This window comes from Curtobacterium flaccumfaciens (genome assembly GCF_004361695.1).
Taxonomy (GTDB): Bacteria; Actinomycetota; Actinomycetes; order Actinomycetales; family Microbacteriaceae; genus Curtobacterium; species Curtobacterium flaccumfaciens_B.
This window is the reverse complement of the sequence record NZ_SNVW01000011.1, coordinates 42,412-55,144: the sequence shown is the minus strand read 5'-3', so window position 1 is coordinate 55,144 and position 12,733 is coordinate 42,412. Positions and strand designations below refer to the sequence as shown.

Sequence of the window (12,733 nt, the reverse complement as noted above, 5' to 3'; positions counted from 1 at the left end):
CCGGGGAACGGGTGGAACTCACGAACAGAACGGTGGCAGCGGTGCACGGAACGGTGACGGCGGTCATGGCGACCAGCCCTTCGTCGGAGTGATGCGCACTCCGGATTCGACCAGGCCGTCCCGCCGCGCCAGACCTCGCAGACCGCGAGGAGCATCAAGACCACGAGACCTGACTTCCGGCCTGGTCCCCTCACCGTAACGGCGTTCCCGATCGGGAACGAGAAGTCTCCGCAAACCGCATCGCACCGGGCCAGCACAAGTCCCCCGAACTGGGGAGACCGATCTGTCTGTCCACATTTGTGCGGACCGCCTAGAGTGATCATCGTCAGCGAGTCACACCCGACCGGCGCACCCTCGCCGGGACCCGCTGCGAGCATCGACGCTCCGGCCCTCGAGCACTTCCCTGCAGCTCGGGCCGGAGCGCGATGGCACCGCCGATGCGGGTTCCGACCGGCCCGGCCCTCGGGGCGACGTCCCCGGTACGGTGGGCGGGCACACCCGCACCCCGAGGAGCCAGATGCCCCTGTTCGGCAACACCCCCAGCACACCGTCCGCCCCCGCCACCCGGTCCGAGGTCTCGAAGCAGTGGTCGGACTCGTTCGGCGGCATCGCGACCCGGTGCCTGCAGCTCATCATCGTGCTCGTCATCGCGATCGGCATCGTCTACGCCGCAGCGACCCTGAGCGTCGTCACGATCCCCGTGCTCCTCGCGCTCATCATCGCGTCGGCCATGCACCCCGTCGTCTCGTGGCTCCGCCGCCACCGGGTCCCCTCCGTCCTGGCGACGCTCGCGGTCCTCGTCGGCGTGCTCATCGTGCTCGGCCTGGTCGGCTGGCTCATCGTCGTGGCCGTGGTCTCGCAGTGGCCGGACCTGCAGAAGTCGGCGCTCCGCGGCTTCGACCAGCTGCAGGACTTCGCGTCGACGCTCCCGATCTCGATCGACCAGTCGCAGATCGACGAGGCCGTGAAGGGCATCCAGGACTTCGTCACCAGCTCGCAGTTCGGCTCCGGAGCCCTCGCCGGGGCCTCGGCCACGGCGAACTTCCTCACCGGCCTCGTGCTGATGATCGTCGTCCTGTTCTTCTTCCTCAAGGACGGCCCGCGCATCTGGGAGTTCCTGCTCCGCCCCTTCACGGGCGAGCGCTACCAGCGGGCCCGTCGCGTCGGTGACCGGGTCGTGCAGACCCTCGGCGGCTACGTCCGCGGCACGGCGACCGTCGCAGCCGTCGACGCCATCGGCATCGGCGTCGGCATCGCGATCGTCGGCGTCCCGCTCGCGCTCCCCCTCGCCGTCGTCGTGTTCATCACGGCGTTCATCCCGATCGTCGGTGCGACCGCAGCCGGCATCCTCGCGGCCCTCGTCGCCCTCGTCGCGCTCGGCCCCGTGCAGGCGCTGATCGTGGTCGGCATCGTCGTGCTCGTCAACCAGCTCGAGGGCAACCTGCTCCAGCCGGTCCTGATGGGCAAGACGCTCAAGCTGCACGGGCTCGTCATCCTGATCGGCCTGACCGCCGGTACCGTGCTCGCCGGTATCACCGGGGCGATCATCTCGGTGCCGCTGCTCGCCGCCGCGTGGGGCGCGATCCAGGTGTGGGACGGGCCGGACAAGCCCGCTCGTGCGTGGCGGCAGAAGCGCGTGGAGACCGCCGAGGCGCGCTGACGCGGGACGTCCGGACTCTCGACGGGGGGCGCGGTGCCGGCTGGCACCGCGCCTCCCGTCCGTCTGCGGGCGGGCGGGCGCGGGCGGTCGCGGTCGGTCGCGCCCGTCGCCTGCGCTCTGACGCGACAACGTCGATGTCGTACGACAACGGATGTGTCACTTGCGCGCGGACGCAACCGTTGCACGCGCCCCCAAGCGACAACGTCGACGTCGTACGACAGCGGATGTGTCACTTGCGCGCGGACGCAACCGTTGCACGCGCCCCCAAGCGACGACGTCGACGTCGTACGACAACGGATGTGTCGCTTGCGCGCGGACGCAACCGTTGCACGCGCCTCCAGTTGCACACGCCCCGGAGCGACAACGCCGACGTCGTACGACAACGGATGTGTCGCTCGACGCCGGCGCAGCACGACGAAGGGGGCCTCCGCACGACGCGGAGACCCCCTTCGAGTGCGCAGCGGTCAGTCCGTGCCGGAGTCGAAGGCCGCGCCCTCGGACGCGGCGTCCGTCGCACGGCCGAGCGCGTCGTCGGCATCCGACGTGACGACGGCGCCGCCGAGGATCTCCTCGGACTCGCCCGCCTCGAGCCGGCCAACCAGGTCACCTGTCGCGCCGCCGATCAGCCCGGCGGCGGCGTACTGCTCGAGACGCGCACGGGAGTCCGCGATGTCGAGGTTCCGCATCGTGAGCTGGCCGATCCGGTCGTCCGGGCCGAAGGCCGCATCGCCGACGCGCTCCATCGACAGCTTGTCCGGGTGGTACGACAGCGCCGGACCCGTGGTGTCGAGGATCGTGTAGTCGTCGCCGCGACGCAGACGCAGCGTGACCTCGCCGGTGACCGCCGAGGCGACCCAGCGCTGCAGCGACTCGCGGAGCATGAGGGACTGCGGGTCGAGCCAGCGCCCCTCGTACATGAGGCGGCCGAGACGGCGACCCTCGTTGTGGTACGACGCGACGGTGTCCTCGTTGTGGATCGCGTTGAGGAGGCGCTCGTACGCGATGTGCAGCAGTGCCATGCCCGGGGCCTCGTAGATGCCGCGGCTCTTCGCCTCGATGATGCGGTTCTCGATCTGGTCGGACGCACCGAGCCCGTGGCGACCGCCGATGGCGTTCGCCTCGTACACGAGCGCGACCGCGTCGGCGTACTCGACGCCGTTGATCGCGACCGGGCGACCGGCCTCGAAGCGGACGGAGACGACCTCGGTCGCGACGTCGACGTCGTCACGCCAGGCGGCGACGCCCATGATCGGCTCGACGATGTCCAGGCCGCTCGAGAGCTCCTCGAGGCTCTTGGCCTCGTGCGTGGCACCCCAGATGTTCGCGTCCGTCGAGTACGCCTTCTCGGTGGAGTCGCGGTACGGGAAGCCGCGTGCGACGAGCCACTCGCTCATCTCCTTGCGGCCGCCGAGCTCCTCGACGAACTCGGAGTCGAGCCACGGCTTGTAGACGCGCAGGCGCGGGTTCGCCATCAGGCCGTAGCGGTAGAACCGCTCGATGTCGTTGCCCTTGTAGGTGGACCCGTCGCCCCAGATGTCGACGCCGTCCTCTTTCATGGCGCGGACGAGCATCGTGCCCGTCACCGCGCGGCCGAGGGGCGTCGTGTTGAAGTAGGTCTTGCCGCCGGAGCGGATGTGGAACGCGCCGGTCTGCAGGGCGACGAGGCCCTCTTCCACCAGGGCGCTCTTGGCGTCGACCAGGCGGGCGATCTCGGCGCCGTACTCGTGGGCGCGGCTCGGGACGGCGTCGATGTCCGGCTCGTCGTACTGGCCGATGTCGGCCGTGTACGTGCAGGGGATCGCTCCCTTCTCGCGCATCCAGGCAACGGCGCAGGAGGTGTCGAGACCCCCTGAGAACGCGATGCCGACTCGTTCGCCGACGGGGAGACTGCTCAGGACCTTGGACACGGGGTCAATCGTACGGGGAGTCCGGGGCGTCCTACCGTCCAGCGCGACGGTTGTGGAGAACCGAGGCGACCCGATGTCGCAGAAGTGCCCCTGGAGGGTGCTGCAGGGACTCGAACCCCTTCGACCTGCGAAGTGCCCCTGGAGGGACTCGAACCCCCAACCGTTTCCTTAGGACGGAACTGCTCTTCCATTGAGCTACAGAGGCTGGCCCGACCACTCTACCGGCGGAACGGCTCCAGGAAGGTGCGGAGCTCGTCGACGAACACCTCCGGCTGCTCGAACGCCGCGAAGTGCCCACCGCGCTCGAGTTCGTGGTGGTACACGAGGTTCGTGGTCCGCTCGAACCACTCCCTCGGCGCCCGCACCAGGTCCCCCGGGAAGATCGAGAACCCCGACGGCACCTCGACCCGGCGTGCCATCTGCTCCGCCGGCACCGCGGCGTTCGCGTGGTACATCCGCATCGACGACCCGATCGTCTCGGTCGCCCAGTACTCGGTGAGGAGCGCGAGCACCTCGTCCCGCGTGTACACCGACCAGAGGTCCCCGTCGCAGTCGCTCCACGACCGGAGCTTCTCGACGATCCACGCCGCGAGCCCGGCCGGGGAGTCGTTCAGCGCGACCGCGACGGTCTGCGGTTTCGTCCGGTGCAGCATCGCGTAGGCGCCCTCGGCCGTCCGCCACCGATCGGTCTCGGCGACGAACGCCTGCTCGGCCGCGGTCAGCGTCGACGGATCGAGCCCCGGCCACGCGAGACCGCCGTCGATGCGGTGCACGGCCACGACCCGGTCCGGGTGGTCGAGCGCGAGGTACCGGACGACGTGCGTGCCGATGTCCCCGCCGGACACCGCGAACCGGTCGTACCCGATCTCGGTCATCAGCGTCGCCCACATCCCGGCGACCCGGCGGGCGTCGATCGGCTGCGGCGGCGCCTCGGAGAACCCGTAGCCGGGCATGTCCGGCACGATGACGTCGAACCCGGCCTCGACGAGCATCGGCAGCACCTTCCGGTACCGCCACCCGGAGTCCGGCCAGCCGTGGGCGAGCAGGAGCGGCAGGGCGTGCGGGGTACCGGCGCGGGCGTGCAGCACGTGGACGCGGATGCCGTCGACGACCACCCGGCGCGAGGGCAGCGCCGCCAGCGCGGCACGGTGCGCGTCGAAGTCGAAGCCGTCCGCCCAGTACTCGACGAGGGGCCGGAGCTCGTCGACGTCGACCCCGAGCGACCACCCGACCCCGGACGGTGCGTCGGGCCACCGGCTGGCACGGAGGCGTGCGCGCAGGTCGGCGATCGTCTCGTCGTCGATGAACGGGGTGTCTGCCATGGCCCGACGCTACGACGCACCCCCGACGAACGCACGCCGTGGAAGCACGGGCACGGACACGGCCAAGGCCCCCGGCATCCTCAGCCTGCTGATAGTTTCAGCATCATGTCGCGACCCCGGGGGACCGCACCGCTCATCGTCGGCCTCGGGGGCGCTGTCGTCGGTGCTCTCCTCGGGTACTGGGGTGGCAGCCTGATGCTCTCCGGCGGCCGCGAGGCCACGGTCGGGGACGGCCTGCCGCCGTACTCGCTCGTGGTGGTGGTCCTCGCCGCGATCATCGGCATCGGCGTGCCGCTGGTCGCGATCGCGTGGTACTTCCGGCAGAAGGTCTCGCTGACCGGGCACCCCCACCGCGTGCAGGCGCTGTGGATCGGCCTCGCCTGGGGAACCATCGCGATGCTGCTTGCCGGCGCCCTGAACGGCCCGGCCACGATGCTGCCGGGCGGCGCGATCTGGCCCGGCCTGGTCGAGGAGTTCCTGAAGCTCCTGGTGCCGGTCATCCTGCTGCTGTCCTCCCGCACGTACCGTTCGCCGCGGCTCGGCGCCTGGCTCGTGCTCGTCGCCGCAGCCTGGCTGGGGTTCCTCGAGGGGGTCAGCTACATCATCACCTCGCTGGACCCGATCCTCGACGGTGGCCCGGCGCCGTCCGACGCACCGTTCGTCATGATGATGGACGTCGTCGTCCGCATCATCGCCGAGGTCTCGCACCCGCTGATGACCGTGGGGGCCGCGGTGATCATCTGGCTCGCTGCGAAGACGCTGACGGCGGGCAGGGCGGTCGGTGTCGGCCTGCTCGCGTACCTCGGCGCCGCCGCGATCCACGGCCTCAACGACGCGGTGATCGACGGACCCATCCGCGACTGGAGCGTGCCGGCGAGCATCGTGCTCGAAGCCGTGTACGCGGTCGCCGTCTTCGTGTTCTGGTTCCGACCGCAGGTGCTCCGGCTGCAGCGGGACCGGAGCGACGCGCGGTGAGACCACGACCGGGACACCGCACGACGAACCGACCGAGCCAGCGCCCGACGAACCGACCGAGACACCGCACGACGAACCGACCGAACCAGCGACCGAGCCACCAGGGGATCAGATGACGGACCAGACGACGGACCAGACGCACGCGAACGCTTGGCAGCGGTTCTGGCAACGGGGCGGCTGGTGGCGCGCGGTCCTCCTCGCAGCCCTGTACCTGGCCGTGTACCTGGGCCTCGGCCAGCTCCTCGGCCTCGTCATCCGGCCGTACATCGACCTGGACGACCCGTACGGCGACACGACGAGCGTGCTCCTCGGGTCGATCCTGCCGATCGGCCTGATGGGGCTGCTGCTCCTGGCGTTCGCGGCGACGCTCGGCTGGGTGCCGCGGCTGTTCCACCGCCGTGCCGACCGGGCGCCGCGGTGGATGTGGATCGCCGTCGTCATCACGATCGTGCCGCCGGTCCTCAAGGTCTTCGGAACCGACTGGTCCCGCTTCACGCCGACGCTGGTGCTCGCGATCCTGTTCTTCGGCCTCTGCGTCGGGTTCGCCGAGGAACTCCTCACCCGCGGCTTCGCCGTCGAACTGCTGGAACGTCACGGGTACAGCGAGCGAGCGGTCTTCGTCCTGTCGTCGCTCGTCTTCGGACTGATCCACCTGCAGAACCTGCTCGGCGGCGGCAACCCGCTGCTCGTCTTCGCGACCGTCGGCTACGCGATGGGCTTCGGCGCGATGATGTTCCTCGCGCTCCGCGTCAGCCGCTGGTTGATCGCACCGATGCTCCTGCACGCGCTCACCGACCCGACGACCCTGATGGCGGTCGGCGGCCTCAACGACGCGCACGCGGTGGTCACGGGTGGCTCACACGCCCTCGTCACCTTCGCGTCGCTCTTCAACTTCGTCTACATCGTGTTCGGGATCGTCGCGATCTTCCTCCTGCCGGGCCGCCGGGCGCGCGCCCTGGACCGGACCAGCTGACGGACTGGAGGCGCGTGGCGAGCCCGCCACGCGCCTCCAGTCCGTCACGGCGACAGCCGCGACGACCGCGACAACCGCGACGGGCCGCTACGCGGCCACCAGGTACTCGTCCCACTCGGACTGCGGACGCTCGATGCCGCGCACCACCCACGACGACCCGTGCGGCGCCTTCGGGCGGAAGCGCAGTCGCCAGCCCATCTCCTGCGGGGTGCGATCGCCCTTGGTGTTGTTGCAGGCGAGGCAGCAGGCGACGAGGTTCTCCCACGAGTCCTCACCACCCCGGGAACGCGGCTGGACGTGGTCGATCGTGGTCGCGTGCCGGTCGCAGTACGCGCACCGGTTGGCGTCCCGGCGCAGGACCCCGCGCCGGGAGACCGGCACGAGCCGGGAGTGCGGAATCCGCACGTACCGGGTCAGGATGATGACGGACGGACGGTCGTAGGAGGACGTCGAGCCCGTGACCGGGTGTTCGAGGTCCGCGGCGACGATGGCGGCCTTCTGGTTCATGACGAGCACGAGGGCCCGACGGAACGAGATCACCGCGAGGGGCTCGTAACCGGCGTTGAGGACGAGAGTGCGCATGGGTTCCCTTCCGACGTGCCTGGACGGCTTCCAGGCGGTGCGGGTGCGTCGGGCCGGGGCGCCGCTCAGGTGACCGTCGCTCGCGTCCACGACCCCGGAACCACGAAGAGCACCACCCGGAAGGGCAGTGCTCGCGTCATGCGGGGGTGTGCTCGTGCACGCAGGCGGTGGTCGACCATATGTCGACGTGCGCGCGCCGACCCATGGTGCGGGTCGTGCGGAACGATGACATGAGGTCTCCCTGGGCGGACCGGATCGGACCGGTGCAGCGTCAGGGTACGTCAGAAACCGGCCCGGCACGAGGGTGTGCGGGCCGGTTTCGGCGATGTTCACGGGATCGACGCACCGCGGTCGTGCCCGGCGGCGGGCAGCTGGTGCGCCGGGCAGCGCTCGGCCGGGTCAGATGCCGAAGCGGACGATGTGGTAGTCGCTGGTCCAGATCGGGCGGATCGACACGGAGCCGCCGGGCTTCGGGGCGTCCATGATCATGCCGTTGCCCATGTAGAAGCCGTCATGCGCCTCGTTGTTGAAGATGACGACGTCACCCGGCTGCGCCTCGGACTCGGGGATCGTGGTGCCGGCCTGGTCCTGCAGCGGCACGGAGTGCGCGAGGTTGATGCCGTACTGCGCGTAGACGAACATGACGTAGCCCGAGCAGTCGAAGCCCGACGGGTCCGCGCCGCCGAAGACGTACGGGGTGCCGATGTACTGCTTGGCGGTGGCGACCACGGCCGGCAGCGAGAACGGCGTGTTCGCGGCGGTCGAGGACGCGACGTAGTCGGACGCGGTCGGGCCGGTGTAGGCCGCGTACTGCGACGCGGTCTGGGCACGCGCTGCCTGCGTGGCGGCGGCCTGGGACGCGGCCTGCTTGGCGGCTGCCGCTGCGGCCTTCTGCGCGGCCTCGGCGTCGAGCGTCGACTGCGCGGTGGCGCCGTAGCCGTCGCGGCTGGTGCCGGCGAGGGCGACCGCGTCGGACACGGAGAAGTTCTGCGCCTCGGTGGTGCGGATCGCACGCTGGGCGTTCGCGGCGTCGGTGGTGCTCGACTGCTGCGTGGCGGCGAAGGCCGGGGCGACCGCGACGGTGCCGAACATGCCCGCGGCCACGGTCAGGACGACCGGTGCGAGGAAGCGACGCTTGCGGGCCGACGAGCTCGCCTTCGTGGCGGCGGCGGTGCGAGCGGCCTGCGCGGCACGACGACCACCGGGGAGCGGTGCGTCACGGACGGGCGTCACGCGCGCCGTCCGGGTGCGGGTCGCGTCGGTCTCGCCCTGCCGGGCTGCGCGGCGCGAGAGCGGGGCATCGGTGGCGTTCGCGGTATTCGTCGGGTTCACGGGCGTCTGTGCGTCCGCGGCGGAACCGGTCTGCGTCAAAGGGGTGTCTCCGGCGTCTCGTCATCACGTCCGCGTGGGTGACCGCGGCCGCGCAACCCCATCCGTTCGTCATCGTTTCCGATCGAGACAGGAGACGGGTTCGAGACGTCCTGTCACGGGTCCTGGGCCTCGTGGGTGGCCGGCGGACTCGTCGAGTGTACGTGCCGACCGTTACCTTGTCGAGATGAAAACGCCGCTTTGTAACGGTTCGGTCAAGAAGCCCTGATCAGCGGGCAGAACGAACCGTTCCCCCAGTTGCGGGGGCGTTGCGGCCGGAACCGCTACGAGCGCTCGATGTAGACGTGCTGCGCGACCTCGCTCGGCAGCTCGATCCCCGAGTCCTCGCCGTCGACGCGGACGGCCACGTAGGCACCGGCCCGCTGCACGCTCGCCAGGCGACCCGGCATGACACCGGCCGACCGCAGCTGGTGCAGGAGCTCCGGCTCGAACTGGACGGGCTCGCCCAGGCGGCGGATGACCCCGGTCGCGACGGCGTCGGTGCCCTCGGTCGCGGCGACGATGTTCTGCACGCCGTCGAGGAACCCGGCGGCTGCGGGGCCGCCGATCTCGGCCAGGCCGGGGATCGGGTTGCCGTACGGCGACTCGGTCGGGTTGCCGAGCATCTCGAGCAGGCGGACCTCGACCTGCTCGCTCATGACGTGCTCCCAGCGGCAGGCCTCGTCGTGGACGAACGCCCAGTCGAGTCCGATGACGTCGGAGAGCAGCCGCTCCGCCAGGCGGTGCTTGCGCATCACGTGGGTCGCGCGGGAGCGGCCCTCTTCCGTGAGTTCGAGGTGCCGGTCGCCGGAGACGACGACGAGTCCGTCGCGCTCCATGCGGGCGATGGTCTGCGAGACCGTGGGGCCAGAGTGCCCGAGGCGCTCCGAGATGCGAGCGCGCAGCGGAACGATCGCCTCCTCCTCGAGGTCGAGGATGGTGCGGAGGTACATCTCCGTTGTGTCGACGAGATCGGTCACGGTCCGCCTCTCATGTCTGGGCCCAGCGCGCCCCACCCTACTTGTTCGAGGCGTCCAGGACTGACCAACACTTGCGTGGTGCAAGAAACTCCCGTCCGACGCGGGTCGGGGACGGCCTGGAGGCGCGGCGCACGTCCGCCCCGTCCGGCCGGTGCACGGTCACGAGCGCTGGGATACCGCTCGTTAGGATCGGTGCATGGCAGACATCGTCATCCCCGCCGACCTCCTCCCGACCGACGGACGATTCGGCTGCGGCCCGTCCAAGATCCGTGGCGCGCAGCTCGAGTCCCTCGTGACCCGCGGGGCGACGATCCTCGGCACCTCCCACCGCCAGAAGCCCGTCAAGGACCTGGTCGGCAGCGTGCGCGCCGGCCTCGCCGACCTGTTCGACCTGCCCGAGGGCTACGAGGTCGTCCTCGGCAACGGCGGGTCGACCGCCTTCTGGGACGCCGCCGCGTTCGGGCTCATCGAGCGCCGCGCCGAGAACCTGTCCTTCGGCGAGTTCGGCTCCAAGTTCGCCAAGGCCGCCGCAGCCCCGTGGCTCGAGGCGCCGCACGTGCTCGAGGCCCCCGGCGGCTCGCTCGCGTCGCTCGAACCCGTCGAGGGGGTCGACGTCTACGCCTACCCGCACAACGAGACCTCGACCGGCGTCATGGCGCCCGTCGTCCGCGCCGCGGGTGACGACGGCGCCCTCACCGTGGTCGACGCGACGAGCGCTGCCGGCGGCGCGGCGTTCGACGTCAGCGCCACGGACGTCTACTACTTCGCGCCGCAGAAGAACTTCGCCTCGGACGGCGGCCTCTGGCTCGCGCTGTTCTCCCCCGCCGCCCTCGAGCGCGTCGAGCGCATCGCGGCGAGCGGTCGGTACATCCCCGAGTTCCTGTCGCTCAAGAACGCCGTCGACAACTCGCGGCTCAACCAGACGCTGAACACCCCGGCGCTCGCCACCCTGATCCTGCTCGACGACCAGGTGCAGTGGATCAACCAGTCCGGCGGGCTCGCGTGGGCCGACACCCGCACGAAGACCTCGTCCTCGACGCTGTACGACTGGGCGGAGTCGGTCGACTACGCGACGCCGTTCGTCAGCGTGCCGGAGCACCGGTCGCAGGTCGTCGCCACGATCGACCTCGACGACTCGATCGACGCGAAGGCCGTCGCCGCGACCCTCCGCCAGAACGGCATCGTCGACACCGAGCCGTACCGGAAGCTCGGCCGCAACCAGCTCCGCGTCGCGACCTTCACGGCGATCGACCCGGACGACGTCGCCAAGCTCACCCGCGCGATCGACTACACGGTGACCGCGCTGCGCTGACCCGGCGTCGCGCGCACGAACGCCGACAGCCCCACGGGATCCCGTGGGGCTGTCGGCGTTCGTGCGTTCGCGGTGTGTTCGTGCGTTCGCGGTGTGCTCGTGTGTTCGCGGTGTCAGGACCGGTGGTGGTCCGGGTCGGTCTCGCCGGCGTCGAGCTGGTCGACCTCGAGGTCCTCGTCCGGGTCCACCGGACGGACGCGGCGAGCGCGGCGGCGAGCGCCACGGGACGGCTGCGGGGCGTCGTCGGTGTCCGTGTCGTCGTCCGCGTCGGCGTCGTCCTCGTCGGCGTCGAGTTCGTCGACGTCCACGCCGTCGATGTCGTCGTCGTCCGACTCGTCGAGGTCGTCCTCGTCGGTGTCGAAGTCGTCGTCATCGTCGGACTCGTCGTCGTCGGACTCGTCGTCGTCCGAGTCGTCGTAGTCGGCGTCCTCGTCGTCGTCGGCCTCGTCGTCGGTGTCGTCGTCGTCGGTGTCGTCGTCGTCGGTGTCGTCGGTGTCGTCGTCGCCGTCGAAGTCGTCTTCGTCGTCGGTGTCGTCCTCGTCGTCGTCGTGCGCGTGCTCGGCGTCCTGCCCGGCCCGGTACTCGGCGAGCCGGTCGGACCACGGCACCCACTCGGGCGCGACCAGCGAGCCGTCGCCCGGCATGAGCTCGACCTCGAGCACGCTCGGCTCGTCGCCCTCGACCTGGGCGATCGAGACGGTCCAGCGCCAGCCCGGGTAGCCGGGCATGCGGTTGGCGAACAGGACGGAGACGACGCCGTCGCCCTCGTCGACGGTGCCCGCGGACGCCCCGACCGTCGATTCCGGGGTCACCTCGAGCAGGGCCTGCCGCGCGAGCGCGGTGAGGTCGGGACCGGGAACCGGTGCAGTGGGCTCCGAGGCGGAGGAGGGATCGATGTCGGTCATCACGCGTCCAACTGGTCAGCGACGTGCCGCAGGATCGCGGCGATACGGGTGCCGTTCTTCGGGTACCGGCCGTGGCGGAAGTCGCCGCTGATCCGGTCGAGCTCCTTCACGAGGTCCTCGACGATCACGGCCATGTCGTCGGCCGAGCGCCGGGACATCTTCGCGAGGGACGGCTGCGGGTCGAGGAGCCGCACGGACAGCGCCTGCGACCCCTTCTTGCCCTGGACCACGCCGTACTCGAGGCGCGATCCGGCCTTCACCGACGTGACGCCCTCGGGCAGCGAGGACGCGTGCAGGAAGACGGGTTCGCCGTCGTCGCCGGTGATGAACCCGAACCCCTTCTGGTCGTCGTAGAACTTGACCTTGCCGGTGGGCATTCGTCGGTCTCCTCGTGGTCGTGGTTCGGCCGTGGTGCGTCGGATATCCTGGGTCGATGGCCAAGCCGACCCGATCGACCGGGAACCCGCAGGACTCCGCGGATTCCCCGGTGACGTTCAATCGTACCGAACGCGCACTCGCGTTCATGGTCGGCGGGATCTTCATCGCCGCGTTCCTCTGCATGGCAGCCATGATCGTCATGTGGCTGACCGTCCCGAGCGCCCAGGGTTCGATGCCCTGGCCCGTCATCATGGCGATCCCGCTCATCGGCTTCCCGATCGGCATGGTCCTCGTGTTCACGTTGCTCGGCATCACCTGGACGCGCCGGGCGCGAGCGAACCGGACGGCGCGCTGAGGCCCGCGCCGGACGA

At 70.6% G+C, this 12,733-nt stretch carries 12 protein-coding genes and 1 tRNA gene; 5 read left to right on the top strand and 8 right to left on the bottom strand.

Going from position 1 to position 12,733, the window contains the following annotated elements:
* Nucleotides 1–517 precede the first annotated feature (517 nt).
* Entirely contained in the window at nucleotides 518–1,660 is a 1,143-nt protein-coding gene (locus tag EDF64_RS14515; protein ID WP_133520688.1) for an AI-2E family transporter, read from the top strand.
* Between the two features lie 464 nt (nucleotides 1,661–2,124).
* Here the strand turns inward: EDF64_RS14515 and argG are convergent, their stop codons facing one another.
* From argG to EDF64_RS14500, 3 genes are all read right to left on the bottom strand, one after another.
* A complete protein-coding gene (gene argG, locus EDF64_RS14510) occupies nucleotides 2,125–3,567 on the bottom strand; it encodes an argininosuccinate synthase (RefSeq protein WP_133520687.1) in 1,443 nt (480 codons plus the stop codon).
* Nucleotides 3,568–3,700: 133 nt separating this feature from the next.
* Nucleotides 3,701–3,772: transfer RNA gene (locus tag EDF64_RS14505), tRNA-Arg, on the bottom strand.
* Between the two features lie 13 nt (nucleotides 3,773–3,785).
* The gene (locus tag EDF64_RS14500; RefSeq protein ID WP_133520686.1) at nucleotides 3,786–4,889 is read right to left on the bottom strand and encodes an epoxide hydrolase family protein; all 1,104 of its coding nucleotides are present in this window, start codon (nucleotides 4,887–4,889) and stop codon (nucleotides 3,786–3,788) included.
* A 105-nt stretch (nucleotides 4,890–4,994) separates the two neighbouring features.
* Here EDF64_RS14500 and EDF64_RS14495 point away from each other — a divergent pair, with 105 nt between their 5' ends.
* Both EDF64_RS14495 and EDF64_RS14490 read left to right on the top strand, forming a co-directional pair.
* Nucleotides 4,995–5,864: a PrsW family glutamic-type intramembrane protease gene (locus tag EDF64_RS14495; protein WP_133520685.1), complete on the top strand. Its 870-nt coding sequence runs from the start codon at nucleotides 4,995–4,997 to the stop codon at nucleotides 5,862–5,864.
* Between the two features lie 112 nt (nucleotides 5,865–5,976).
* Nucleotides 5,977–6,837, top strand: a complete 861-nt coding sequence (locus EDF64_RS14490) for a CPBP family intramembrane glutamic endopeptidase (protein WP_133520684.1) — start codon at nucleotides 5,977–5,979, stop codon at nucleotides 6,835–6,837.
* Between the two features lie 87 nt (nucleotides 6,838–6,924).
* On the opposite strand, the gene EDF64_RS14485 is transcribed toward EDF64_RS14490, so the two are convergent.
* The 3 genes from EDF64_RS14485 to EDF64_RS14475 all read right to left on the bottom strand — a co-directional run bounded on the left by EDF64_RS14485 (nucleotide 6,925) and on the right by EDF64_RS14475 (nucleotide 9,767).
* A complete protein-coding gene (locus tag EDF64_RS14485) occupies nucleotides 6,925–7,419 on the bottom strand; it encodes an HNH endonuclease (RefSeq protein ID WP_071292221.1) in 495 nt (164 codons plus the stop codon).
* Nucleotides 7,420–7,818: 399 nt separating this feature from the next.
* Nucleotides 7,819–8,751, bottom strand: coding sequence for a C40 family peptidase (locus EDF64_RS18610; RefSeq protein WP_133520683.1), 933 nt, complete (start codon nucleotides 8,749–8,751; stop codon nucleotides 7,819–7,821).
* Between the two features lie 320 nt (nucleotides 8,752–9,071).
* The gene (locus EDF64_RS14475; protein ID WP_133520682.1) at nucleotides 9,072–9,767 is read right to left on the bottom strand and encodes a metal-dependent transcriptional regulator; all 696 of its coding nucleotides are present in this window, start codon (nucleotides 9,765–9,767) and stop codon (nucleotides 9,072–9,074) included.
* Nucleotides 9,768–9,963: 196 nt separating this feature from the next.
* Here EDF64_RS14475 and serC point away from each other — a divergent pair, with 196 nt between their 5' ends.
* The gene (gene serC, locus EDF64_RS14470) at nucleotides 9,964–11,079 is read left to right on the top strand and encodes a phosphoserine transaminase (protein WP_133520681.1); all 1,116 of its coding nucleotides are present in this window, start codon (nucleotides 9,964–9,966) and stop codon (nucleotides 11,077–11,079) included.
* A gap of 113 nt (nucleotides 11,080–11,192) precedes the next feature.
* On the opposite strand, the gene EDF64_RS14465 is transcribed toward serC, so the two are convergent.
* Nucleotides 11,193–11,984 carry a DUF3027 domain-containing protein gene (locus tag EDF64_RS14465; protein ID WP_133520680.1) on the bottom strand — a complete coding sequence of 264 codons (792 nt, stop codon included), beginning with the start codon at nucleotides 11,982–11,984 and terminating at the stop codon, nucleotides 11,193–11,195.
* On the bottom strand, nucleotides 11,984–12,361 hold the full coding sequence (locus EDF64_RS14460; protein ID WP_133520679.1) for a cold-shock protein: 378 nt from the start codon (nucleotides 12,359–12,361) through the stop codon (nucleotides 11,984–11,986). The genes EDF64_RS14465 and EDF64_RS14460 overlap by 1 nt, the downstream gene beginning before the upstream one ends.
* A 56-nt stretch (nucleotides 12,362–12,417) precedes the next feature.
* Here EDF64_RS14460 and EDF64_RS14455 point away from each other — a divergent pair, with 56 nt between their 5' ends.
* Nucleotides 12,418–12,717 carry a hypothetical protein gene (locus tag EDF64_RS14455; protein WP_133520678.1) on the top strand — a complete coding sequence of 100 codons (300 nt, stop codon included), beginning with the start codon at nucleotides 12,418–12,420 and terminating at the stop codon, nucleotides 12,715–12,717.
* Nucleotides 12,718–12,733 lie beyond the last annotated feature (16 nt).